The sequence below is a fragment of the Mesorhizobium sp. P2_A8 genome, assembly GCF_056404935.1.
The window spans coordinates 243,104-266,683 of sequence record NZ_JBFUDB010000002.1; the positions used below are offsets into that span (position 1 = coordinate 243,104).

Below are 23,580 nucleotides of genomic sequence, written 5' to 3' on the forward strand. Positions count from 1 at the left end.
TCGATGATTGGAATGAGATTGGCGGGTCGAGAACCTCTGACGCCGCGATATGTCAATTCTGGCCCAAAGCGATCCTGCTTACATAGCTCGTCAGACCCAATTGTTCAAGAAGATTTCTAAAAAACACTCGGCTTATCTAAAAAATAGATCGCTGTAACCATTTGAAAAATTCTGATATGGATCAGGCGCTTCTAAAAAAATGCTTAGGATTATGCTGGGACGATTGTCCCGGCACTTGTATTTTATTTATTTTCGAAAGGACAAAAGCCATGGTTTCCGTCAGAACCCCGAGAGGCACGACCGTAGCGATCAACCCGATCATCAAGCCAGCCATCCTGCACGCCCATGCCGTTGGCCCGAATGGCAAGCCGATGATCGTCAAGACAGCACGGCTGACCATCAGAAGCGATGAGGCGGCAAGGCGAACGATCGCTGATACCGACGGCACCGTGAGGCGGGCCAGACAGGTTGCCGAGACCAACCGGCTGATCTGATCGTCCACACCGGCTGAGGGGGGGCGCAAAACCACGTGAAGACTTGAACCTGTCGCGCCAATGGCCTAGATCGCGGCAGGCAGACAAACACGGCAGGTTTCCCATCAACAGAGATCAGAGAAGAGCGGCGGGTGCAGGAGCCAGATCTGGCGCTGGAGGACAGCCGCCGCTGGGGCTGGACCAGTATGTGCAGCAGGCACTGCAGCTGCACCAGGCCGGGCGCCGGCAGGAAGCCGAGGCGCTTTACCGTCAGGTGCTGGCGCGCAAGCCCAATCACGCGGCTGCGGCGCATTTCCTGGGCCTGCTGCTCCACCAGACCGGGCGCAGCGAAGAGGGACTGGATCTCATCGAACAGTCGGTGAGCCTGCAGCCGACGAATCCCGATTTCCTCAACAATTTCGGCACGGTGATGCGCGATCTCGGCCGCATCGCAGCGGCAATCGATTTCTTTCGCGGTGCGGTGGATATCCGGCCGGACCAGCTCGCGGCGCGCGACAATCTTGGTTCGTCACTGAAGCAGCTCGGCCAGTTCGAGGAGGCCGAAGAGATCTACCGCGGCACGATCGGGCGCAATCCGTTCCATGCTCGCGCCCGCATCGGACTTGCCGAAACGCTGCAGGAGGCCGGTCGGCTGGACGAGGCGCTGGCCGTCTTTCGCGAGGCCCTGACCATCCGCCCGAAAGATGCCGACCTGCTGCACGGGTTGGGCGTCGGGCTGATGGAAAAGGGCAAGCTCGATGAAGCGGCCGATCATTTCCGGCAGGCGCTGGCGATCAACCCCGGCATGGCGAGAGCCTGGCTGCTGCTGACGCAGGTCAAGCGCCAGAAGGAGCGTGATGTCGAGCTGACCAGCATGGAGGCCCAGCATGCCAAGGCGCCGCAGGACAGTCTGGCGCGCATGCAGTTGTCCTTCGGCCTCGGCAAGGCCAATGACGATCTGAAAGACTATGGCAGGGCCTTCGACTATTTCGCCGAAGGCAATGCGATCCGCCGCAAGGGCATCGACTACGATCCGGCCAGGACGCGGGCCGAATTTGAGGCGATGAAGGCCACCTTCGATGCCGGCTTCTTCGAGAAACACCGGCCGAGCACGATCAGTGACGACACGCCGATCTTCGTCGTCGGCATGCCGCGCTCCGGCACGACGCTGATTGAGCAGATCATCGCCAGCCATCCCCAGGTCTATGGCGCTGGCGAGCTCAGCATCCTGAAAACGGCGGTCGGCAAGCAGTTTCCGTTGTCCATGAAGGGCGGCTTTCCTGCAGGGATCGCCGACATGCCCGACAAGGCTTTTGCCGAGGCTGGCGAGGCGTATCTCGATATGCTGCGCGCCCGCTATCCCGGCTTCAAGCATGTCACCGACAAGATGCCGGGCAACTTCCTGCTCGTCGGCTTCCTCCATCTGATGCTGCCGAAGGCGAAGATCGTCCATTGCGCGCGCGATGCGGCGGCGACGTGCCTGTCGATCTACAAGGTGCATTTCCGCGGCGACAGCCACCGCTACGGTTACGACCTCGGCGAGCTCGCCGATTTCCATAACCTCTACACCGACATCATGGCGCATTGGCATACCGTGCTGCCTGGGGTGGTGCATGATGTGCGCTATGAGGATTTCGTCGCCGACCAGGAAGGGCAGACGCGGGCGCTGATCGCCCATCTCGGCCTGCCATGGAACGATGCTGTCCTGTCGTTCCACGAAACCGACCGGCCGGTGCGCACGGCTTCCGCTGCGCAGGTGCGCCAGCCGATGTATCAGGGCTCGGTCGATTTGTGGAAGCGCTATGGCGATCGGCTCAAGCCGCTGCTGGACAAGTTGGACTGACGCGGACGCCTACAGCTCCATGAACGGCTTGAAGCCGCCGAAGATCATGCGCTTGCCGTCGAACGGCATCGTCGCCCAGTCGGCCGTCAGGCGCGGGTCGGCCATCACCTTGGCCATGACGGCATCGCGGCTTTCTCGCGATTCATAGACGATCCAGGAAAAGACGACGATCTCGTCCTCCTTGGCCTGCACGGCGCGCGGGAACGAGTGGTCTCGCCATAAGGCACGTCGTCGCCGACACATTCGACATAGGCGAGAGCGCCGTGTTCCATCCAGACGGCGCCGCCGGTGTTGGCGAGCTTCTTGTAGTCGTCGAGTTTTGCCTTGGGCACGGCAAGCACGAAGCCATCGACATAGGACATGGTGGGTCTCCTTTGCTGAAATAGAACGCCGGGCCGGCAGGGGTGCAACCCGGCGCAGGTGAGCGCATCATCCTCGCCGGCGGCAAGGGCGTTGCTGCTCGATGAGAAAACCTACTTCGCCGGTGCGTTCATCGCCCAGGCCACGCCGAACGGATCGTTCAGTTGACCCCAGCGGTCGCCCCAGAACATCACCTGCAATGGCGTGACCACCTCGCAGCCGGCATCGACGGCGCGCTGCCACCAGGCATCGATGTCGCCATCATCGAGATGGAGCTGCATGGTGTAGCCCTGCGCCTTTTGATGCGGATGGCCGTGCTCGGGATAGGCGTCGCAAAGCATCAGCGTCGAGCCGTTGATGTGAAGATGGATGTGCATGGTGCGGCCTTGTTCGTCGGCCGGATAGGCAAATACCTGCTCGGCGCCGAAGGCCTTCTTGTAGAATTCGGCGGCCTTGAAGGCGCCGTCCACCTGCAGATAAGGGGTCAATCCGCCGAGCACTTTCGCCGCGGGCTGAACGGGGGTCTGGTCAGTCATGTCTTGCTCCTCTTTGCGTTTGGCTGGCCTTGCGAACCATAGGACGCATGAGGTGACGGCAATCCTACATGGCCGTGGAAATTTTTCGCAAGCCGCCCGCACAGACCTGGTAGCCGTTGGTCTTCAGCGGGAGCCGTGAAATGAACTTGCGTCGGCGGGCCTCAATCAGAGCGCAATCCTCGCGGCTCGCAGGATAGAACAGGTGGGCTACGTCGCTTCCTCACGCCCTCGAGACGACCATGATCCTCTATTACCAGACCCATTCGCCCTTCGCGCGCAAGGCGCTCGTTTTCGCGCACGAGGTCGGCATTGCCGATCGGCTCGAGGTCATTCATCACGAGACCAGCCCGACATTGCGCAATGCCAGCGTCTACGCCGAAAATCCGCTCGGCAAGGTGCCGGTGCTGTTGCGGCCCGGCGCGTCGCCGATCTTCGATTCCGATGTCATCTGCGCCTACTTCGACACGCTGCACGGCGGCCGCAACTTGCTGCCGCAAGACGGCGAGGCGCGCTGGCAGGCGTTGCGGCTGCAATCGGTCGCTCAGGGTCTGGCGCAGACGGGCATTGCCTTGCGCTGGGAGACGGAAAGGAGACCCGAACAGCTGCGTTATGGTGCACTTGCCGAAGGATACCGGGAAAAGATCGAGGCAAGTTACGACTGGCTCGAAAGCGTGCTGGACGACGAAGCGCTGCTTCATGTCGGCCATATCGCCTTGGCCACCACGCTGTCCTGGATGGCGTTTCGTCACCTTCCGCCTTTTCGCTCGCGGGCGGTGCTCACGCACTGGTTCGAGGCTTTCGAAAAGCGGGCATCGATGCAGGCGACGCCGCTTTCGGGCGATACGCATGATTGACCAGCGGTCGCCTTTGGGCAGCCGGCGCCAACGACGCCACTCCCGACCCTCATGAGTTAAGGCGCCCTGCAGATCCGCGGACCGTTCTCCGCGTCGATGACGATTTCCGGCCAGCCGATATCCTTCCGCAGTTCGATCGGCAGGGAAAGCAGCTCGCGCTGGCTGCGGTGACGGGCGCGGGTGGCGGCGTAGCTGGTAGCGATGCGGCCTATGGATGACAGAATGGACATGATGCTTTCTCCTCGATTGAAGCCGGCATCATCTTGTCGGCATCCCAAGGACGCGGCAAGTTCAGGCGATCCGACAGAGCGTCGAAAATTTTGCAGGGACAATGCGAAAACATGGGCCGCATCGCCATGCGGCCCATGTCTCTGGTTCCTCAGCCGCCCGCTTCGGCCACCGAGCGGAAGAAATCTTCCGGGTCCTCGACTTCGGTCAGCCGCCGCTTCTCGATCAGCCAGAAGCGGTTGCCGATGGCGCGGATGAAGGAGCGGTCGTGCGAGGCGAGCACGCAGCTTGCCTGATGCGCCAGCAGTTCGGCTTCCAGCGCTTCCTGGCCATCGATGTCGAGATGGTTGGTCGGCTCGTCGAGCAGATAGAAGTTGGGGTTGGCGAGCCTAAGCGCCAGCATCATCAGTCGCGCCTTTTGGCCTCCCGACAGCACGCCGATCCTCCGCTCCTGCATGTCGATGCCGACGCCGGCACCGGCGAGCAGCGAGCGGGCGCGCTGTTCGCCGACATCGTAGCGGCGCGAGACCATCGCCAGCGGCGTGTCGTCGCCGCTGATGCCGGACAGCGCCTGGTCGCTGTAGCCGAGCACCGTCGACGGCGTCACCTTCACGTTCTGCACGGTTTCAGGCTCAAGGATGGCGTTGCGGATCAGGGTGACAAAGCGCGACTTGCCGACGCCGTTGCGGCCGAGCAGGACGATACGGTCGCCTTGGCAGATGTGGCGCTTGCCGGTCCTGAACAGCAGCGTGCCGTCGGGTGTCTCCACCGCCGCGTCGTCGAGCGTGATCAGCACCTTGGCATGGGTGCCGCGATTGGCAAGCCGGATCGCTCCGGCCGATTTCTCGCGATGCGCCGGAGCCGCCGCCTCTTCCAGGCGCTCCGCGCGCTGGTTGAGCTGCTTGGTCTTGACCGTCAAAAGGTCGCTGCCCGAATTGATGCCGATGTTGTTGAGCTTGGCGGCCTGCCGGCGCAATTGCTGCGCCACCTTCATGTCGCGCTGGAATTTTCGCTCGGTCGAGGCGTCGACGTCGTCGAGCGCCTGCCTTGCCCGGGAGTAGGGCAGCGCAAACACGGGCGACTGTTCCGGGCGCAGGAACAGCGTCCGGTTGGTGGTGGCGTCGAGGAAGGCGCGGTCATGGCTGGCGATCACCACCGGCACCTCGCGCGGCAGCGTGTTCAGCCAGGTCTCGAGCTGGCTGATCCTGGCCAGGTCGAGATGGTTGGTCGGCTCGTCGAGCAGCAGCACATCCGGATCCGTGACCCAGACGCGGGCGATCAGCGCCAGCCTCTGCCAGCCGCCGCTCAGCGCCTGCATTTCTCGCTCGCGCATCGGCTCCGGCACGTCGAGCGAATCGAGAACCACGTCGACCCGCCACAGCTCGCTTTCGGCCTGCTCCGGCGGCAAGGCGTCGGCCACCACCTGATGGAACGTGCGGCTCAGAAGGGCTGATGCAACGGACTGTTCGACATGGCCGACGCGCAGGCCGCGCGTGCGGGTGATGTCGCCGGAGGTCGGTTCCATCTCGCCGGTCAGGCATTTGAGCAAGGTCGACTTGCCGCGGCCGTTGGCGGCAACGATGCCGAGCCGGTCGCCGGCGCCGATGGTGAGGTCGAGATTGGCAAAGAGCGGCGCACTCATGGTGACGCCGAGGGATTTGAGGCTGATCAGGGCCATCTTGATTTCTCTGGTCTTGCCGGAGACAACTCCGGTCCAATGCACTTTGACGGTGCGCGTGCTGGCCATCAGAACAGGCGTTGCGGCACCACGAAGGGCAGACCAAAAAATCGAAGCGGGAAAAACCCGGACCGTCCCTGGTCAGCCCTGCAAGCTAGCTCGCAGGGCAGAAATCGGGCCACGCTGACGATGGTGACGAAAAAACGTAAACACGTGAGCCCTCCTTTCAAAACGTTCGAGTGTGGTGATTGACTACATCAAAGGCGGGGCCGATGGCAAGGCTACCGCCTTCACCCGGCGCGGGAATGGGTCCAGCACCAGCACGCAGCCGGCGATGATCGCCACGGCACCGAGGCCCTGGATGATGGTCAGCGACTCACCAAGCATGACCGTGCCGACGAGGATCGCGACAACGGTCACGGCGAACTCGACGCTGATCGTCCTGGTGGCGCCGATGCTGGCGACCAACCGGAAATAGACGACGTAGGTCAGCGCGCTCATCACGCAGGCGAGCAGGGCCAGATAGAGAAAGTCGATGGCGCGCGGCATCGCCGGAACTGGCACGGCCAGCAGCAGAGGCAGCGTCATCAGCCCGCCGAACAGGAAGGCGGCGCTGGTGAGTTCGAGCGAGCCGGCCGAGCGCAGATGGCGGTTGGCGTAGTTGCTGCCGAACGCCGCCGAAAAGGAACTGAACAGCGAGGCGGCACAGCCGAACGCGAAAGATGCCGTGACGGGCACGGCGGGGAAGCCGACCAGGACGATGATGCCGGCGGCACCGAGCAGCAGCCCGGCCAGCCCGCGAACGGTGATGCGCTCGAGCCCCCACAACTGGCCGATGATCATCGAGAACAGCGGGATCGCGGCAACGAGGATGGCCGCCATCGCCGTGCCGATGCGCGGCGTGGCATAGGACAGGCCGATCAGCTGTGCCGCGACCGTCGTCGCGCCAACCACCGCGAAAGGCCGCCAGCCGGCGCTGAAGTCGAGCCGGCGCCTCGTTGCCCCCGCCAGCAGCAACAGCGTGATGCCGGCGATCAGCGACCGCAAAGTGACCGCACCGATCCAGCCAAAGGCATGCACCACCTTGAGCAGGACCAGGAACGACAGGCCCCAGGTGACGGCCAAGAAGACGTAGGCGGCGATGTCCTTGGGTTTCATGGTTCGTGGATCGTGGGAGTTTCTTGCGGCTGGAAGCGGAGAGGCTGCACGGCCCGTATCGTTTCGACATGCAACTGACAAGGGCAGACGCATGGTCCAGGTGTCGCAAAGCGGGAACGTCATTGCACCGAAGGACGCGCCTGCCTTCCCCTTGTGGGAGAAGGTGGCCTCGCGAAGCGAGGTCGGATGAGGGGCGTTCCAGAAAACACCAACGCATTATTCCTTCCAGCACCCCTCATCGGTCTCGGCGCTCCGCGCCGATCCACCTTCTCCCGCAAGGGGAGACGGGAGAGGTGTGCTACCTCCCCGGCCTGCCGGTCTTGCCTGGCCGGCGTTTCTCGCGGCGCGCGTCGCCGGGGTCCTCATAGGAGCCGATGCCGGCGCGCTCGCGCTTGACCGGCTTGTCGCCTTCGATCGGCGTTTCCGTGCGCCGCACGGTCATCTCGTCGAGCGAGTTCTTCTTGAACAGCGGCTTGGTCGGCTCACCGGGAATGCCGAAGTCGGAGCCGTGCGCTTCCTCGGCCGACTGTTTCTTGAACAGTGAGCGCGACACGGCGCCGGCAGGCGTAGGCATGTCGGTGCCTGGCCCCATGGCGTCGAGCGACGGTTTCGAAAATAGCGTCTTCTTCACCGGTACCGCGCCATCGGCGCCCATCTCGTCGAGCGCCGGCTTGCGGAACAGGGCCGATTTGACGCGATCGTTTGCGGTCCCCTCCGGCTTGTTGACTGCGAAAACAGGGATGTTTCCCTGGTCGTCGGCCGTCCGGTGGATGGCGCGGCCCTTGTTGTGCTTGCCCTTCTCGCGGCCCGAGACAGGGCTCTCCATATCGGCATATTTGGCCAGCGGGTCTTCGGAGATAGACAGTTCCATCTCGCGCAGCCGCTTGATCTCGTCGCGGATGCGGGCCGCCTTCTCGAAATCGAGATTGGCGGCGGCGTCGCGCATCTGCTTGTCCATGGCGTCGAGATGGGCCTTGAGATTGTTGCCCATCATGGCGCCTGCGCTGTCGGTGAACTGCGAGATGTCGGCGCGGACATGGTCCTTCTCGTAGACCGAATCCAGAATGTCCGAGATGCGCGACTTGACCGATTCCGGCGTGATGCCGTTGGCCGCGTTCCACTCCATCTGCTTTTCGCGGCGGCGGCTGGTTTCGGCCATCGCCCGCTCCATCGAGCCGGTGACCTGATCGGCATAGAGGATGACCTTGCCGTCGACGTTTCTGGCCGCGCGGCCGATGGTCTGGATCAGCGAGGTTTCCGAACGCAAAAAACCTTCCTTGTCGGCATCGAGAATGGCGACGAAGCCGCATTCGGGAATGTCGAGGCCCTCGCGCAGCAGGTTGATGCCGACCAGCACGTCGAAGGCGCCGAGCCGCAGGTCACGCAGGATCTCGATGCGCTCCAACGTGTCGATGTCGGAGTGCATGTAGCGCACGCGCACGCCCTGCTCGTGCAAATATTCGGTCAGATCCTCGGCCATCCGCTTGGTCAGCACCGTCACCAGTGTACGGTAGCCGGCCTTGGTGGTCTCGCGGATCTCGCCGACGACATCGTCGACCTGGCTTTTCGCCGGGCGCACTTCAACTGGCGGGTCGATCAGCCCGGTCGGGCGGATGACCTGCTCGGCGAAGACGCCGCCGGCCTGCTCCATTTCCCAGCCGCCTGGTGTCGCCGAGACGGCGACGGAAAGTGGTCGCATGGCATCCCATTCCTCAAAGCGCAGCGGCCGGTTGTCCATGCAGGACGGCAGGCGGAAGCCGTATTCGGCCAGCGTCGCCTTGCGCCTGAAGTCGCCGCGATACATGCCGCCGATCTGCGGAATGGTGACGTGGCTTTCGTCGATGAAGACCAGCGCATTGTCGGGAATGTATTCGAACAGGGTCGGCGGCGGATCGCCCGGCTGGCGGCCGGTCAGATAGCGCGAATAGTTCTCGATGCCGGCGCAGGAGCCCGTGGCTTCGAGCATCTCAAGGTCGAAGCGGCAGCGCTGTTCCAGCCGCTGCGCCTCCAGCAGCCGGCCGGCGCGCTCGAGTTCCACCAGCCGGTGCTTGAGCTCTTCCTTGATCGACTTGATCGCCTGGTTGAGGGTCGGGCGCGGCGTCACATAGTGCGAATTGGCGTAGATCTTGACGCTTTTCAGCTCGCCGGTTTTCTGGCCGGTCAGCGGGTCGAACTCGGTGATCTGCTCGATCTCGTCACCGAACATCGAGATGCGCCAGGCGCGATCCTCAAGGTGGGCAGGGAAGATCTCGATCGTGTCGCCGCGCACGCGGAACGAGCCGCGGACGAAGTTGATGTCCTGTCGCTTGTATTGCTGGGCGACGAGGTCGGCGAGCAGCGCGCGCTGGTCGAGCCGGTCGCCGATCTGCATCTGGAAGGTCATCGCCGTGTAGGTTTCGACCGAGCCGATACCGTAGATGCAGGACACCGAGGCAACGATGATGACGTCGTCGCGCTCGAGCAAAGAGCGCGTCGCCGAATGGCGCATGCGGTCGATCTGTTCGTTGATCGAGGATTCTTTCTCGATGAAGGTGTCGGTGCGCGGCACGTAGGCTTCAGGCTGGTAGTAATCGTAGTAGGAGACGAAATACTCGACGGCGTTTTCCGGGAAGAATTTCTTGAACTCGGAATAGAGCTGCGCGGCCAGCGTCTTGTTCGGCGCCAGGATCAGGGCAGGGCGCTGCGTCTGCTCGATCACCTTGGCCATGGTGAAGGTCTTTCCAGAGCCGGTGACGCCGAGTAGCACCTGGGTGCGGTCGCTGTTGTCGACGCCTTCGACCAGGTCCTTGATCGCCGTCGGCTGGTCGCCGGCCGGTTCGAAATCCGACACCATCTTGATGGCGATGCCGCCTTCGGATTTTTCCGGGCGGGCAGGGCGGTGCGGCGTCCACAGCACGCCGTCCTTGTGCAGGGGATTGCCGGATTCGATCAGCGCTGACAGCGCGGCGACCGTTGCGGTGACGCTGCCCGAGGCCATCGTCTCGGCGTCTTCCAGCGAAATGTCGAGGCCGGCGACCGGGTTGAGACCGGCGGCGGTACGTTCCCTGGCGGTCGCCGCGCCACCCATCGAGGTGCCGCGCGAACTGCGACCCGGCGAGGTTGAGCGCTCGGGGATCTTCTTCGATGGCTTCGGCGACTTGCCGCCATCGCCCTTGCCGACGAGACGCCCTTCTTTCTCGGCCTCCTGCTCGATCTGCTCGGCCCAATCGGCGATCGAACCGGTCAGCGGGGTGCCCGACAACTCAGGCTGCGGCATCTCGGCGAAGCCGCCTCTGTGCAGCGGCTCCGAGGCGTCGAGGAAATCAGTCAGCGGGCTGCGCCGCTTCGGTGCGGCGCGGTCGTCATTCGCCGTCGGCGGCGTTTTCTTATCGGGGGATTTGGCCATGTCCCGAATATGGGAGGTCTTGGCCAAAATGGAAAGAGTGCGGTGGGGACAGGCCTATCAGACGACGCGGCTCCTGACAGTAGGCTGTCAGGAGCCGGCGATAGGGTGTTACCGAATGCCTTTTCGCACTACGCGCCCCTAGCGGCGGATGCGACCCGCGTCGGCGAAGACGACAGGCGCGGCACCACAACGAGGCGTTTGATTTTGCCCTTCTTGAATGCGGCGAGGAAGCGCGCATAGTCCTTGAAGGCGACGCAACCGCTCGACTGGGCGTAGCGGCCCCGAAGCAGGTAGGTATGGGCCAGCAGGCCGTCGCGATTGTATTTGTTGCGGCCATCGACCGGTGTCAAGCGCAAGGCCTCCACACCATGAAAGCGCGACTCGCGCAGCGACAGATTGTAGGTGTTGGGCGGTGTCGGGCCGCGATTCTTCTGGTTGGCATAGCGCGGCTGGTCCGCCATGGCGCCGATGCCCGAATGCGCCTCGAGCCTCGAGCCGTCAGGCATGTAGACGGTGCCGGCGCTGATGTCGTAGACGGCGACGCCATTGCTGGCTCCGCTGCTGGAGCCGCCGGGCGCGTTGAACAGATTCTTGAATGCCTTGCCGAGGCCGCCCGAAGGTGTGTCCGGCTTGGCATAGGCCAGCACGTCGCCGCCATCGGCCGGCCGACCTTGCCGCGCCGGCTTGGACGGCTGGGCTTGCTGCACCGTCTCACGAACCGGTTTCTGCTGCTGGGCGGGCTTCGACTGCTGCACGACGACGGGCTTCGACGGCTGCATGACCTTGGGCTGCTGCAGCGCGTCGAACTGAGGGCGTCGGGTCGGCAACGGCACGTCGTCGATCAGCGCATCCGACAGCGAGGGGGTATCGCCGGGCTGTTCCTGTTGGGTTTCGACAGGCGAAACCGCGACATCGGCCGAGGATTCCTCAATCGGCTGTAGTGAGGCGACCTCGTCGTCGACCGGCAGCGATTGGGCGAGGGCAAGCGCCAACTGCGCGTTGTCTGGCGTCTCCCCATCCGGCTGGGCAAAGCCCATCGGCTGCGGCGCCGTCTGCACGACGACGGAGCCGGCATCCATCCGGGCGAAGCGTTCCGCCGCCGGAGCCGGCATGTCATCCGCCAAGCTGGCCATGACCTTGACGGATGGCACCAGGGATGCCTCGGCAATTTGCGGCGCGACAGTGGAAATGACGGGGCGCGAGGGTGCGTTGGCTGCGACGACAGGTTTTCCCACGCTAGCGAAGGCAGCGGCAAGCCTGGTCGGCGACAGCGACGCCTCCATGCGTTCGAAACGCTCCTGCGATTTCGATTTTACGGCCATCGGGGCTGGCTTTGCCTGGACCACGAGGCGAGCGGATTTCTCCGCCGGCGGGCTGACCCCCGCCAGCTTGAAGCAGTGGGCGCCGCATTGCACGGCATGGTCATGCAGCGCCTCTGTGCCGCCATGGGCATTGGCCAGCACGAACGGCGCCGAAGATGTCAGGAAACGTTGTTTCAGCGGATCGGCCAAGGCGAGCGACCTCGGCATCGAAAGCGTCTGTGGCAGGCCACCTGATGTCGCCGACAGCGAAGCGCCGACGGAACTGAGGCCAGCCATGGTGCCGACCAGCCACAGGCCAATGGCCGCGCTGACGCCGGGCACCGCGACCCAGCGGACGATCCGTTCAGGGGTGAGGGAAGGGGAACGTGGCGCGTCACAGGCGGTCTCGCCGTCCCAACGCACATCCCCGACAATTTTTTTACTCAAGAACGCCATGCACCAATCTTGCTCCAATCGGCTCCCACGTCCGCGGCTGTGATAGCCGCGACGACCATTCTGTGAGTGATCCCAGGTGGTCCCCGACGCGTTTGCCGCGCCTGTCGTTAGTTGCCGATTGCTTCAAAATATGGACAAAGTTGGTTAACCAATCCCTCTCAAAACCTAACGAGAAGACGTGGACTTTGTGCCCTAGAAGGCCTGTCCACGACCATGAACGCGGTATTGGAGCCCCTCCAATGCTGTTTTGCTGCCTGTTTTTGCCGCCCAAGTCAAGCAAAACAGCTCTTGCTAATTTATCCAAAAGGCCGTTCAGCGAGTCCTGCGACAACAGCGCGCGCCATTGAGCATTGCCGAAGAGGCCGTCGTGACCGGCAAAACTGTTGCCCTCCTTGCCACAATTTATCCGTCCGCACGGTCGGCTCTCGACGGCCATGACTCGTTTTGGGAGGCAGTGCAATCGGATTGAAGTGCTTGGTTTTGGCAAAGGTCACCAGCGTGTCATGCATGGTCGCAGCGCCTTCGCCCGACGCTGGCGGTGCGGCATCTCAGAAGCTGCAACATCGACCGCGACGGCGTGTGCACAGCGCGTTTCGCACGCTGGGCCGCCGCTTTGCGCCGGAGGAGGCGGAAGCAGTGCTCTATCAGGGCGCTATTTTCTAGGTTCCTTCCAGCGACCTAGTTGAACCACAGGGCGAAGGTCAGGAACCCTGCGCCGCCGAACTGGCGCTGGATCTGGTCGAAATCGTCGCTGGTCAGGATCTTGCCGCTTTCGAGATAGGGCGCGATGGCCGGGCCGGTGATCGACAGCACCAGGTCGAAGGGTTTTGGTTCGTCGAAGAAGCGCTTCATGTTGATGCCCTTGCCGGTGATGCGGAAATGCGGCAGCAGCAGACGGCCTTCCAGGAGATCCTCGGCCATGGTCAAGGTGGCGAGCCAGGCCTCGACCTGCTCCTCGCCGACTTCAAGGCCGGTGAGTGGGTTTTCGCCCTTCTGCTGCGGTCCGGGCAGCCATTCGCGATCATTGTCGGTCTCGGCGCGGATCGCTTTCCAGTCCTCGCGCGACAGCCGGATCATTTCGAGCAGGTGGCGTCGCGCCGCCTGCCGGCGTTCCGGTTCGGCCACCGGCCAGTTGACGAGATGCACCAGCGAGATGAAATCGGCAATGCGCCATTCCGACGAGAAGATGGTGCTGCCCATGTCGCCGCTCGGCGGCACGAGAATGTCCTGCAACGGCAGTTTGGCGCGCGGGAACAGCATGTGGAACGAGCCGTCGAAGGTGCTCCTGAAATCATGCGCCAGCCAGAAATCGGCCTGCGCCATCAGGAACTCGGCATAGCCCTGCAGCCAATAGCCGTCGGCGCGATCGAAGCGGAAGGTCAGAGAAGGGACTGCGTCGTCGGGCACGCTGCCGCCGCGCGATAGCGAGGCCATGATGGCGGCCATGCTCTCATCCGGCGTGATCGTGCTGTCCTCGTTGAGGTCGATGCCGACACGGGTGAGGTCGATGGCCATGCCGATATCGGCATCGGCGGGCACCGAGCCCAGCGTTGCGGCGGATTTCTCCAGCCGCTCGCGGAAGGCGACCAGAATGGCGCGGAACTGCTCGTAGGTCAGCGGCTCGGGGTTGGGGTTGTCCGGCACCGGCAGCCGCATCAAGGGTAGCATGAAGGATTGCGGGCTCTCGAAACCGTGGCGGTGCAGGCCATTGGCCAGCAGCTCCAGCGCGGTGAAGAACTCGCCTGCGCCGGCCGCATAGGCAGATGCCGGATCTTTTGGCGCGGCCGCCTCCAGCGTCGACAGGGCAGTGTCGCGCGCGGCCACGGTCTTGGCCTCGAACAAAGCGGTTGCCGCTTCGGGCATTGCGGCGCGCGCGGAAGACAAAGGCACAAGCAGGATGAAGGCGGATGCCAGCAGGCTTGCTGTTCGTGTCATCTTTTCCTCCCATGCGTTGGTCGCGCCATGCGACCATACACGTATTTGCAGCGCCGCGCCTGTCGGCGCAGATCGCCATCGTTGCACGATTGTCGACGGTTGCGCTTCAACCCTTGAGATGGACAGTCTACACAGGGCAAACGATTGGGCATGGGCGTGTCGAACTATCCGCTTTCCTACAAACTGTCGTGGCTGCCCCGTTTCCTGAAGCCGTCGCTCGGCGGCGACGTCCACGGCTTTGCGTCAGCCGCGGCAACCATGCTCGATCCACCGCCGAAGCAGGCGGTGCGGCTCGCCTTCATCGGCGACATCTCGGCGGTGGCCAACCGGAGTGCGCCTGACTGCGACCCGGCAATCAAGGCGTTGCTCGGCGCTGCCGACCTGGTGATCGGCAATTGCGAAAGCCCGATCGTGGACAGACCAAGCTCCGTGCTGGGGACAAAGCTCGGCACGCACCATGCCATGAGCGAGCGCTTTCTAAGCCAGGCGCTGGCGGCCGCCGGCATCCCACGCGAAAAACTCGTGCTGTCGCTGGCCAACAATCACGTGCTCGACCAGGGCGTCGCCGGTTTCGACGACACGCTGGCAGCGCTGAAGCGGCTCGGCATCCGTACCGTCGGCCTGGTCGCCGGCGGTCCCGTGGACGCCGTCCCCGTCGGGCCCCTGACATTGGGCTTCGCCGCCTTCACGCTTTGGCGCAACGCCAATGAAAACCTGTTCGCCGGCCGCGTGTCGATGGAGTGCGATGCAGCGCAGTGGCCGCGCCATGGTCTCGACCTTCTCTGTGCGGTACCGCACTGGGACTGGGAGTTCCGGCATTTTCCACGCGCCGAAACGCAGGCGCTGGCCAGGCGGCTGGCCGGGCAGGGCGTCGGGCTGATCGCCGGCCATCACGCCCATGTCGTGCAGCCGGTGGAGCGGATCGGTCGGACGATCGTCGCCTATGGGCTCGGCGATTTCCTCGGCACCGCCCTTGCCCGCCAGCCATGGCCGGGCCGCATCGGCGGGATCTTCGTCGTCGATGTCAGTGCCGATGCCGATACACGCGGCGCCGTTGCGTCTTACCGGCTACATCCCTTTGTGCGGCTGCGCTCCGGCGATCATGAGCGACTGGTCCTGGTGGAAGGGTTGAAGGGGCGAGTGCGCGGCAAGGTGGAGGGTCGGCTGCGGGCTATCTTTCCTTCTCCCCCAAGCCAGGACGGTGTCACCGCCTAACCGTCTGGCGGCCCCTGCAAAACCGACTATCATGCATTGGCATAGTCAGGCTTGCGGGGGTGGCGATGGAAACAGCGGATTTCATGCCGAGCGAGGCGATCACGGCCGGCATCCGGAAAGACATCGAGACCTATGAGGCGGCGAGGGCTTCGGCGGTTCGGCGGGTCCGCTGGCGGGTGCCGCTGTTCGTCGGCCTGGTGCTGGTGTTCTTGGTGCTGGTCGCCTGGCTGTTCAACAAGGTCGCCGATCCCAACGAGCAATGGTTCTCGACGCCGCATGTGTTTCTCTATGTCATTGGCTTCGCGGCATCGATCCTGCTCTACTTCCAGGCCATGAAACCGGCGAGGCGGCTGCAGCAATCGTTCCGCGAAACGCTGCTGCCGATCATCTTCGGCTTCATCGCGGATATGCGTTACCAGCATGGAGGGCGGCCGAACTCTTTCGACCGGCTGCCGCGCGAGGCGGTCGGGGCCTTCAACCGGCAGTCGTTCGACGATGTCGTTTCGGGCCGCTACGAGGAGTTTCCGTTCGAGCTTTACGAAGCAGAATTGCGGGAAGGGTCGGGCAAGGGTTCTTCGACGGCCTTCAAGGGTGTCATCGTCGCTTTCGAGGCGATCGAGCCGTTCCCGGGAATATTGGTGGCGACGCGGCGGACCAATGCGGTCGTCGGCTTCTTCCGCGGCATGTTCGCCAGCAAGATGCAGGACCTGTCGTCCGGTGTGCCGGAGCTCGACGCCGCCTATGAATTCCGCACCGACAACATCGAGGCCGCACGGCCGCTGGTGACCGGCCGCCTGGCGCAGGCACTGAAATGGCTTGGCGAAACCTGGCCGGACGATCCGGCCCGGGTCGCGCTCAACGGCAGCGACGGTTTCCTGCTGTTGCCGCAGACGAAGAATTTCTTCGAGCTGCCGGCTATCTCTGTGCCGCTCGACTACACCAGGCATGTCGCACCGATGATCGCGGACATGGGCGCCATGCTGGCGACGGCAGCACTTGTGCGCAAGATCGGCGCGAAAGACGAGATCGGTTAATCGCGTCAGCAGTCGAAGCCGTATTTGTCGCGCATGTAGTCTGCTTCTTCTTTCGACATTTTCTTGAACATCACACAGACAGTGAAGCTGCCGACCTGACGCCCGTCGCGCGTGTATCCCCAGTCGGAAATATCGCCCCTGGTGAATTCTATATTCTGGCCGAGGACGACGTTGTGCACTTTCTCCGGCTGGTTTGCCAATAGGCCGGCAAATCCGGCATCGGTGCGGCGGAACGGTATGACCCAGAAGTGTTCGGTGACGCTCCCCTCCCGCACCTTGACCTTCAATTTGAACCTGTCCGTGCCGGAGGGAGGAGCCTCGGACAAAGCCAGGAATTCATCAAGGCTGGCGAGCGCCTTCGCGGTCGCTGCCGCCATCTCGGGGTCGCCGGGAGTAAAGATCACCGTCTTGTCGTCGTCCGGATCCGTGGCTTGTGCGCCGGCCAATCCGGGAGCAAACGCCAGCATAAGTCCTATCATGGTCCGGACTGCAAACTTCATCGAGGGCCCCCTTCATCGCAACGGTTGACACCATCCGGCATCCATTCCTGGTTTGCAACCAGAGCGCGAGTTTCATTCGCTTTGCGGCCGGTTTCAACTGATCCATGAAACAAAATTTGTGCCGATGACCGGTCAGCAGTCTGTTCCGTGATGCCGCCCGAGGTGGATTGCGGCGGCTGCATGGTGGTCGAAAGCCGCCCGCCGCAATCGCTAAATGACTCTTTCCGTGGCAAGAAGTGCGCTTAGGGGAGACTGAAGCGATTGGAAATCGCGTCCGCCATCAGCAATGTGTCGGAATTAAGCCTATGATATTGTTTGCAAAAATTCACTCAACGTGATTTGCTCGGGCCGAGCTTTCCGGTCCAGTTTCGGGTTGTTCGGTGCTGTCGTTTCCCAAGATGGCAGCCCGGAAAACCGAAACAGACACGGAGTGCCAACGATGAAGAAGACCCTCGCAACCACCGTCGCTATGCTCGCCTTCCTCGGCACGGCCTATGCCGCAACCGTTCAGGGTACCATCCAGTCCGTCGACCCGACGACCAAGTCGATCACCCTCGACGACGGCAAGATCTACCAGCTGTCGCCGGACGCGGCGGTCGGAAAGCTGAAGGTTGGCGCAAAGGTGGCGGTGACTGTCGATGACAAGACCGGCATGGTGACGTCGATCAAGAAGGCTTCGTAGACGCGCGTGCGTCAGCAGACCTGCTGACTGAACTTTTCAGACCCTGTTCCACACTACCTGGCCGGTTCCTTCGGGGATCGGCCACTTTCATGGTCTTCGCCACTCAACGCCAGGCAACCAGGCGGAGCGCTGCCCCGACAGCGCCGCTATGGTTTTTGCCAAAGAGCCGCGCTATCCCTTGGCCGTCGGGGGATAGTCATGGCCGAGGAACAAAAAGGGTTTCGCCTGTCGCGGCGATTGCTGCTGGGTGCGGCTGTCGTCGGCGGCGCGGTGCTGTGGGGCGGCACCACGGTGGCGCGGCTGGCGCGCGGGCCTTCGGGACCGAAGAACGCAGGCCGCATCGCCGATATCGACGGCATCGCGCTGCCGCTGAAGCCAATTGCCAGCCCGCCGGCCTTCGATGCTTCGCTGCCGTGGTCGGCCAAGGGTGGCGACATCAACGATGCCAGCGGCCTGTCGATGACACCGGTCTATGGCGTGGTCGAGGTCACCGAGGAGGACCACATCGCCCAGGCGCTCGCCTTCGCGCGCGCCAACGGCTTGAAAGTGTCGCTGGCCGCCATCCGCCACTCGATGGGCGGCCATGCCTTCGACGACAACGCGCTGGTGCTCGACCTCAGAAAGTTCAACAAGGTGACGGTCGACGCCGCGACTAAGACCATGGCCTTGCAGCCGGGCGCGCGCTGGCATGATATCCAGAACCTTTTGCATCCCCGCTTCGCGGTGAAGGCGATGCAGTCGACCGACATCTTCTCGGTCGGCGGCTCGATCTCGGTCAACGCGCATGGCATGGACCACCAGGCCGGTTCGGTTGCCGGCTCGATCCGCTCGATGCGGGTGATGCTGGCCGACGGTTCGGTGACGACCTGCTCGCCGAGCGAGAATACCGACCTGTTCCGCCACGTCGTCGGTGGCTATGGCCTGTTCGGCGTGGTGCTCGAGGCGACGCTCGATATCGTCGACAACGTGGTCTACCGCACCTCGCGCGAAATCATCAAATCGGACGATTTCCCGAAATTCTTCGCCGATGTGCTGGAGCCGAACAAGGAGATCGGCCTGTTCTACGGCCACCTGTCGACCGCGCCGGGCAATTTCCTCGAGGACATGATCGTCTACCGCTACGACAAGGTCGCCGACCAGCCGCCGGCCGATCAGCCTGAGATCGGCGAGCCAGGTTCGGTCGGGCTGAAGCGGGTGATCATCAATCTGGCGAAATGGGGCAGCCTGTTCCAGGAGCTGAAATGGTTCACCGAAAAGACGCTGGAGCCGAAATTCGAAAGCTGCACGGTGGCGCGCACCTCAGCCATGGCCGAAGGCGAGGCCTGTCTTGTCACCCGCAACAACCCGATGCACGATTCGGTGCCCTATCTGTTCAACGATCAGATGGATGAGACCGACATCCTGCACGAGTATTTCATCCCGCGCGCCGCCTATATCGAGTTCATCACCGAGGCCCGCGAGATCCTGCGCAACCAGCCGTTGCCGGTGCTCAATGCCTCGGTGCGCATCGTCCACAAGGAGGATGTCGCGCTGACCTACGCGCCGGAGCCGGCCTATTCGCTTGTGCTCTACATCAACCAGCCGACCGATGCCGACGGCAATGCGAAAATGCGGACGCTGACACGGGCGCTGATCGACGTGACGATCAAGCATGGCGGGCGGTTCTTCCTGCCCTACCAGCTGCACTACACCGCCAGGGAATTGCTGGTCTCCTATCCCGAGCTGCCGGCCTTCCTCGCCTCGAAACGGCAATATGACCCGACGGAACTGTTTTCCTCGACCTTCTACCGTGCCATCAAGGCACTGAGCGGGGTGGCGTAGACGTCAGGAGAACAACCAATGCGGATGGTATCGGCGGCGGCACTCACCCTCATCGCGCTGTGCGCTGGACCGGTCCACGCCGAGGATCTCAAGGCTTTCAAGCTGACCATCGACGGCGTGACGGTCGACATCGATCCCGGCGAAAGCACTGATGTGACGCTGCCGGGTGGCAAACAGAGCAAGGTGACGCTGGAGCGCAACGACTTCGCCACCTTTTCCGGCGACAGTTTTTCCTTCGTCCATCCGAGCGACATTTCGGTGACCAAGACCGATCTCGGCGAGAACATCACGCAGTATCTGATGGCCTCGGCGCTGGGCACGATCGTCGTCGTGCAGGAATACGGCAAGATGAATCCGGTGTCGCTCAACCAGCTGATGCTGCAGGAGATGACCAAGGAATCGGTGCAGGCTGGTGCGACGCTGACGCAGGAGCCGACGACGCGCAAGCTTGCCGACGGCAAGCAACTGACCGGCATTCTCGCCAAGGTGAAGACACGCACCGGCACCGCCGATTTCGAGATCGTCGGCTTCGGCCTTGCCGATCGGGGGCTGCTGTTCATCACCCGTGTTGCCGGCGAGGACGCGGCGACCGAAAAGCCGTTGATCGACAAATTCTGGCAGAGCTTGAAGGTCAAGCTATAGGGATCAGAGGCCCTTCGGCACCAAGCCAGCCAGCCAGTTCGCCGAACGTTTCGCCATGTCGGCGGTCGCTGAGGCGGCGCGGCCAAGATCGGTCTTGACCACGGCGTAGCCGTTCTTCGTGCGATAGAGCACGCCGGTTCCGCCATCGACCACTTGTTCATAGGCGACGGGCCGGGCGGCGGCCGCTTCCATGGCCGTCGTCGGCGAGCCGACGGGAACGCTCGGCCGATGGCTCAATTCCGGCGGCAGCGGGCTTTCGGGCTCAACCGCCCGGCTGGCGGGCTTCAGTTCAGGTCGGGACGCGGTCGCAGCCAGCTGCGAAGAGGACGAGGAGCCCTTCGCGCGGCAAATGCCGGAGATGAGCGGATAGTTGAAATTGCGCTCGTGCAGCATCTGGCTCTTCATCGCCGCTTCGCACTCGGCGACGGTCGACCACTTGGCCGGTGTCTCGCCGATATATTCGCAAAGCTTGGCGTCGCAGTCGCAGCCGACGATGGTCATGGCGACAAGGGCGGTCTTGATCACGGTCTTGTCCCTTCGAGATGCCCCTTGGCAGCCCACTTCAGCGCATGTCGTTGTCCCAGAACCGGTATCCACTCTTGGGTGACATGCAACCATCAATCGCGCGCGAACAAGGCGGGATTTGGCCGCGATTGTGGAATGAGCGTGGCGGAGCGCCGAACAGTCGAACTATCGCGTGGCCGGCAAGATTCGCTTGAGGAAATTCGCGATCAGCCGCACCACGTCGTGCGGTCGTTCGACCTGCGGGATGTGGTTGACGCCATCGAGAACCGCCAGTTCGGCATGCGGAAACAGCGAGGCAATCTCTTCACCCTGTTGGAGAGGCGTGGTCGTATCCTGTCGTCCCCAGATGACGAGAACGGGCGGCGTGAAGGTACGATAGTTCGCGGGGTTGGCGGCCAGGGATTTTCGCTCGTCGTTGAACAGGCCGGTAAACAGCCAGTGGCCAACCGCATTGGTGGTGCCTTCAACATTGAGAGGCCTTGCGTAGATCGCGATACGTTCGGCGGTGACCACGTCGTCGTTCTCAATGAAGGAGCGCAGGCCCGGTCCGACCATAAGCGGGTTGGTGAAGGTCGAGGCGGTCAGCAACTGGCGTGGCCAGTCGCTGTTCAGGAAGGATGCGAACGGCAGGGCCGGTGCCTCGGTCCGGCCGAGGCCAAGTGCCACGTCGAGCAGGATCAGCGCGTCGATGCGAGCCGGGGCCGAGAAGGCCGCTTCGATCACGCCACCGCCGCCATAGGAGTGGACACCGACACTGAAATGGCGAAGGCCGAGCGCGTCGGCGAAACCGAGGACGCGTCTTGCGTGGGCGGCGCGCGAATAATCCTGGTCGGCGGGTCTCTCCGAATAACCAAAGGGAGGCATGTCGGGCGCTATGACGCGAAAGCCCTGTTCTCCCAATGGCGCGGCGATATCGCGGTATGTCTCGGCCCAGGAGGCCGTGCCGTGGAACAGGAGCAGCGGCGGCCCATCCTGGGGCCCCCAGACCTGATAGTGAATCTTCAGGCCGTCGACCGTCACGAACAGCGCTCCCGCCGGGGCTGCTTCCTCGGGTGACAGGTTCTCGCGCAGCGCCGCGGCGCCACGAAAACCGACAAGCACGACCACAATGAGCACGACCAGCGTGAGCGCGAGCCAGCCGACGATGCGGATCAACCGACGCATGGCCAGACTATCGTCTCAATAATCATAGACGTGTTCGAGCCTGGCGCCTGACTTGATCAGAGCCGGCAGCACGAGATGCAGCTTGCGCACCGCGACGGTCAGCCCGGTGCGGCGTGTGGCTGGATCGGCCGGCAGCGGATAGCTGAACAGGATGCGGATGCCATCGGGGACAGCGATCGAGTCGGTGGAGAGCACGGTGACCATGATCTCGTCATTGCCGCCGATCTCGACGAAGGAGACGCCCTTGTCGATCAGGCGCGGGATCATCTGCGTAAACACCTGATAGCGTTTGGTGACGAAGACGGTGCCGTCTGCGCCGAAGTCGCGCTCGAGCAAGGTGTCGGGCTCGTTGTGCGTCGCTTCGCCGACCGGCCCCTTGGCCCAGACGTGGATATCGAGGAAGGCTGGTGGGGATGTGGCTGCGAGTGCCTGCTTGATCAGGTCGGCGTAGCCCTGCTTGATGGTATCGGCGAGGCCGAACGCAAGCTTGCGTTCGCTGGTGCGGATGGAGCTGTCGCCCGGCGCTGGCTGCACGGCAAACAGGCCGGCGCGCTTCTCGGCATAGGGAAATTGATACCACGGCACCTGGTCGAGGAAAGCGGCATAGTCGGCCGCCACCTTGGCCTGATAGATGTCGGCGGCGGTGCGTTTGCCGGCGGTTGCCTCGGTGATGCGGCCGACGGTGTTCTCATAGGCCCATTGCAAGATATGTTCGATGCTGTGGCTGGTGCCGATGATGACCAGCATCTGGTGGTTGGCGAAGTTGAACTTGTAGGGAGAGCTGGCGCGGATCACCATGGCGTAGTCCTGCCAGAAGCGGCCAACATAGGACCAGTAGGGAAAGCCGCTCGGCTGGTTCTTGTCGACGAAGCCGGCATATTCGCGCGCGGCGTAGACGATCGCCCATTCCGGGTAGGTGAGGAAGGTCGATTCCTCCGGCCTCTGGTAGCCGGGGATTTCGGTGCGAACCTTGTCGGCCAAGGCCTTTGGCGGAGCGCCGTCGGCAATACCGGGCAGCGGCGCCTTGTCGAGTGACGACGTGGTCAGGAAGCCATAGCTCAGCCCGACGATCGGGATCAGGATGACGATGACGATCAACCACAGGATCGCCTTGATGATGCGCTTCAGCCAGCGGAACAGGAACATGCCCGATCAGGCCGTGGCGAAGTGGTCGTGTATGCGCTTCGACAGCCAGAAGCCGACATAGACGGCGAAGCCGCCGATGACGATGTGCGGCAGGTTGGCGAAGAAGCGGGCCGGGAATTCGATATCGTTGAGGGAGCGGAAGCCGTTGATGAAGATGCCGGCATCGAGGCAGCCGGAACCGGTGACCAGGCCGAGGACGCCATCGAACAGATAGACCGAGCCGAACAGCTTGAAATAGAACACGGCCTGGCGGTGCGAGATGAAGGCAGCGGCCAGCGCCCAGACGCCGGAGAAGGCGTGCAGCAGGTCGTCATACCATTGCAGCGAGAACAGGCCGAACAGATTGCCGTTGGCATCGTTGAACGCCGGTATGTAGCCGATGGCGACGACGCTGAAGAACAGGAAAGCATAGGCAACGGCAAGCTTCTGGATCAACGTCATGAAGTATCCCCCTTCTGCGAGCCTGTTTTGCAAACAGACTCTGACGACGCAGCAATACTAACCGATTTTGGCGCGCGGTGAAGCGGCGCCGGCAAGATCACCGGCAAGGACATGGAGGGGAGAAAAAGACAGTCGGCGCCGGGATTTCTCCCAGCGCCTCCCTGTCAGATCAGGACACGGTCGCGGCAGCAACTTCCGCAAAG

20 protein-coding genes and 1 pseudogene are annotated in these 23,580 nt (G+C 63.1%); 8 read left to right on the forward strand and 13 right to left on the reverse strand.

What is annotated here, in order from left to right:
- Window positions 1-269: 269 nt before the first annotated feature.
- Together AC1D10_RS07795 and AC1D10_RS07800 are read left to right on the forward strand one after the other, a co-directional pair.
- The gene (locus AC1D10_RS07795; protein ID WP_477270297.1) at window positions 270-494 is read left to right on the forward strand and encodes a hypothetical protein; all 225 of its coding nucleotides are present in this window, start codon (window positions 270-272) and stop codon (window positions 492-494) included.
- A 187-nt stretch (window positions 495-681) separates the two neighbouring features.
- A complete protein-coding gene (locus AC1D10_RS07800) occupies window positions 682-2,316 on the forward strand; it encodes a tetratricopeptide repeat-containing sulfotransferase family protein (protein ID WP_477270299.1) in 1,635 nt (544 codons plus the stop codon).
- A 9-nt stretch (window positions 2,317-2,325) separates the two neighbouring features.
- On the opposite strand, the pseudogene AC1D10_RS07805 reads toward AC1D10_RS07800, so the two are convergent.
- Window positions 2,326-2,678, reverse strand: a pseudogene (locus tag AC1D10_RS07805) (DUF1428 domain-containing protein).
- A gap of 111 nt (window positions 2,679-2,789) precedes the next feature.
- Entirely contained in the window at window positions 2,790-3,212 is a 423-nt protein-coding gene (locus AC1D10_RS07810; RefSeq protein WP_477270301.1) for a VOC family protein, read from the reverse strand.
- A gap of 239 nt (window positions 3,213-3,451) precedes the next feature.
- Between AC1D10_RS07810 and AC1D10_RS07815 the strand changes: the two genes are divergently transcribed.
- Window positions 3,452-4,066, forward strand: coding sequence for a glutathione S-transferase family protein (locus tag AC1D10_RS07815; protein ID WP_477270303.1), 615 nt, complete (start codon window positions 3,452-3,454; stop codon window positions 4,064-4,066).
- 56 nt (window positions 4,067-4,122) lie between these two features.
- On the opposite strand, the gene AC1D10_RS07820 is transcribed toward AC1D10_RS07815, so the two are convergent.
- The 6 genes from AC1D10_RS07820 to AC1D10_RS07845 all read right to left on the reverse strand — a co-directional run bounded on the left by AC1D10_RS07820 (window position 4,123) and on the right by AC1D10_RS07845 (window position 14,207).
- Window positions 4,123-4,296, reverse strand: a complete 174-nt coding sequence (locus tag AC1D10_RS07820) for a hypothetical protein (protein ID WP_477270305.1) — start codon at window positions 4,294-4,296, stop codon at window positions 4,123-4,125.
- Between the two features lie 149 nt (window positions 4,297-4,445).
- Window positions 4,446-5,972 (reverse strand): ABC-F family ATP-binding cassette domain-containing protein, encoded by a 1,527-nt coding sequence (locus tag AC1D10_RS07825; protein ID WP_477270307.1) that lies wholly within the window; start codon window positions 5,970-5,972, stop codon window positions 4,446-4,448.
- A gap of 252 nt (window positions 5,973-6,224) precedes the next feature.
- The gene (locus AC1D10_RS07830; protein ID WP_477270309.1) at window positions 6,225-7,130 is read right to left on the reverse strand and encodes a DMT family transporter; all 906 of its coding nucleotides are present in this window, start codon (window positions 7,128-7,130) and stop codon (window positions 6,225-6,227) included.
- A gap of 298 nt (window positions 7,131-7,428) precedes the next feature.
- Entirely contained in the window at window positions 7,429-10,515 is a 3,087-nt protein-coding gene (gene uvrB / locus AC1D10_RS07835) for an excinuclease ABC subunit UvrB (RefSeq protein ID WP_477270311.1), read from the reverse strand.
- Window positions 10,516-10,643: 128 nt separating this feature from the next.
- Entirely contained in the window at window positions 10,644-12,272 is a 1,629-nt protein-coding gene (locus AC1D10_RS07840) for a DUF2778 domain-containing protein (RefSeq protein WP_477270313.1), read from the reverse strand.
- A gap of 678 nt (window positions 12,273-12,950) precedes the next feature.
- Window positions 12,951-14,207, reverse strand: a complete 1,257-nt coding sequence (locus AC1D10_RS07845; RefSeq protein WP_477270315.1) for a hypothetical protein — start codon at window positions 14,205-14,207, stop codon at window positions 12,951-12,953.
- Window positions 14,208-14,363: 156 nt separating this feature from the next.
- Between AC1D10_RS07845 and AC1D10_RS07850 the strand changes: the two genes are divergently transcribed.
- Window positions 14,364-15,422 carry a CapA family protein gene (locus AC1D10_RS07850; protein WP_477270947.1) on the forward strand — a complete coding sequence of 353 codons (1,059 nt, stop codon included), beginning with the start codon at window positions 14,364-14,366 and terminating at the stop codon, window positions 15,420-15,422.
- A 65-nt stretch (window positions 15,423-15,487) separates the two neighbouring features.
- Window positions 15,488-16,456: a hypothetical protein gene (locus AC1D10_RS07855; RefSeq protein WP_477270317.1), complete on the forward strand. Its 969-nt coding sequence runs from the start codon at window positions 15,488-15,490 to the stop codon at window positions 16,454-16,456.
- A 5-nt stretch (window positions 16,457-16,461) separates the two neighbouring features.
- On the opposite strand, the gene AC1D10_RS07860 is transcribed toward AC1D10_RS07855, so the two are convergent.
- The gene (locus tag AC1D10_RS07860; RefSeq protein ID WP_477270319.1) at window positions 16,462-16,956 is read right to left on the reverse strand and encodes a YegJ family protein; all 495 of its coding nucleotides are present in this window, start codon (window positions 16,954-16,956) and stop codon (window positions 16,462-16,464) included.
- Window positions 16,957-17,395: 439 nt separating this feature from the next.
- On the opposite strand from AC1D10_RS07860, the gene AC1D10_RS07865 reads away from it, so the two are divergent.
- The 3 genes from AC1D10_RS07865 (at window position 17,396) to AC1D10_RS07875 (ending at window position 20,101) form a co-directional block, all read left to right on the forward strand.
- Entirely contained in the window at window positions 17,396-17,638 is a 243-nt protein-coding gene (locus AC1D10_RS07865; RefSeq protein WP_379100806.1) for a DUF1344 domain-containing protein, read from the forward strand.
- A 198-nt stretch (window positions 17,639-17,836) separates the two neighbouring features.
- Window positions 17,837-19,459: an FAD-binding protein gene (locus AC1D10_RS07870; RefSeq protein ID WP_477270321.1), complete on the forward strand. Its 1,623-nt coding sequence runs from the start codon at window positions 17,837-17,839 to the stop codon at window positions 19,457-19,459.
- 18 nt (window positions 19,460-19,477) lie between these two features.
- Entirely contained in the window at window positions 19,478-20,101 is a 624-nt protein-coding gene (locus AC1D10_RS07875; protein WP_477270323.1) for a hypothetical protein, read from the forward strand.
- A gap of 3 nt (window positions 20,102-20,104) precedes the next feature.
- On the opposite strand, the gene AC1D10_RS07880 is transcribed toward AC1D10_RS07875, so the two are convergent.
- The 4 genes from AC1D10_RS07880 to AC1D10_RS07895 all read right to left on the reverse strand — a co-directional run bounded on the left by AC1D10_RS07880 (window position 20,105) and on the right by AC1D10_RS07895 (window position 23,377).
- A complete protein-coding gene (locus tag AC1D10_RS07880) occupies window positions 20,105-20,626 on the reverse strand; it encodes a hypothetical protein (RefSeq protein ID WP_477270325.1) in 522 nt (173 codons plus the stop codon).
- A gap of 165 nt (window positions 20,627-20,791) precedes the next feature.
- Entirely contained in the window at window positions 20,792-21,790 is a 999-nt protein-coding gene (locus AC1D10_RS07885) for an alpha/beta fold hydrolase (protein ID WP_477270327.1), read from the reverse strand.
- A 15-nt stretch (window positions 21,791-21,805) separates the two neighbouring features.
- The gene (locus AC1D10_RS07890; protein WP_477270329.1) at window positions 21,806-22,936 is read right to left on the reverse strand and encodes a hypothetical protein; all 1,131 of its coding nucleotides are present in this window, start codon (window positions 22,934-22,936) and stop codon (window positions 21,806-21,808) included.
- A 6-nt stretch (window positions 22,937-22,942) separates the two neighbouring features.
- Complete coding sequence (locus AC1D10_RS07895) at window positions 22,943-23,377, reverse strand: hypothetical protein (RefSeq protein ID WP_477270331.1); 435 nt, start codon at window positions 23,375-23,377, stop codon at window positions 22,943-22,945.
- Window positions 23,378-23,580 lie beyond the last annotated feature (203 nt).

Bases quoted from the DNA above. Each gene is read 5' to 3' on its own strand.
- AC1D10_RS07825 (WP_477270307.1), bottom strand. From the start codon at position 5,972: ATGGCCCTGATCAGCCTCAAATCCCTCGGCGTCACCATGAGTGCGCCG.
- AC1D10_RS07845 (WP_477270315.1), bottom strand. From the start codon at position 14,207: ATGACACGAACAGCAAGCCTGCTGGCATCCGCCTTCATCCTGCTTGTG.
- AC1D10_RS07865 (WP_379100806.1), top strand. From the start codon at position 17,396: ATGAAGAAGACCCTCGCAACCACCGTCGCTATGCTCGCCTTCCTCGGC.
- AC1D10_RS07840 (WP_477270313.1), bottom strand. From the start codon at position 12,272: ATGGCGTTCTTGAGTAAAAAAATTGTCGGGGATGTGCGTTGGGACGGC.
- AC1D10_RS07795 (WP_477270297.1), top strand. From the start codon at position 270: ATGGTTTCCGTCAGAACCCCGAGAGGCACGACCGTAGCGATCAACCCG.
- AC1D10_RS07870 (WP_477270321.1), top strand. From the start codon at position 17,837: ATGGCCGAGGAACAAAAAGGGTTTCGCCTGTCGCGGCGATTGCTGCTG.
- AC1D10_RS07815 (WP_477270303.1), top strand. From the start codon at position 3,452: ATGATCCTCTATTACCAGACCCATTCGCCCTTCGCGCGCAAGGCGCTC.
- AC1D10_RS07860 (WP_477270319.1), bottom strand. From the start codon at position 16,956: ATGAAGTTTGCAGTCCGGACCATGATAGGACTTATGCTGGCGTTTGCT.
- AC1D10_RS07885 (WP_477270327.1), bottom strand. From the start codon at position 21,790: ATGCGTCGGTTGATCCGCATCGTCGGCTGGCTCGCGCTCACGCTGGTC.
- uvrB (WP_477270311.1), bottom strand. From the start codon at position 10,515: ATGGCCAAATCCCCCGATAAGAAAACGCCGCCGACGGCGAATGACGAC.
- AC1D10_RS07855 (WP_477270317.1), top strand. From the start codon at position 15,488: ATGGAAACAGCGGATTTCATGCCGAGCGAGGCGATCACGGCCGGCATC.
- AC1D10_RS07820 (WP_477270305.1), bottom strand. From the start codon at position 4,296: ATGTCCATTCTGTCATCCATAGGCCGCATCGCTACCAGCTACGCCGCC.
- AC1D10_RS07875 (WP_477270323.1), top strand. From the start codon at position 19,478: ATGCGGATGGTATCGGCGGCGGCACTCACCCTCATCGCGCTGTGCGCT.
- AC1D10_RS07830 (WP_477270309.1), bottom strand. From the start codon at position 7,130: ATGAAACCCAAGGACATCGCCGCCTACGTCTTCTTGGCCGTCACCTGG.
- AC1D10_RS07895 (WP_477270331.1), bottom strand. From the start codon at position 23,377: ATGACGTTGATCCAGAAGCTTGCCGTTGCCTATGCTTTCCTGTTCTTC.
- AC1D10_RS07890 (WP_477270329.1), bottom strand. From the start codon at position 22,936: ATGTTCCTGTTCCGCTGGCTGAAGCGCATCATCAAGGCGATCCTGTGG.
- AC1D10_RS07810 (WP_477270301.1), bottom strand. From the start codon at position 3,212: ATGACTGACCAGACCCCCGTTCAGCCCGCGGCGAAAGTGCTCGGCGGA.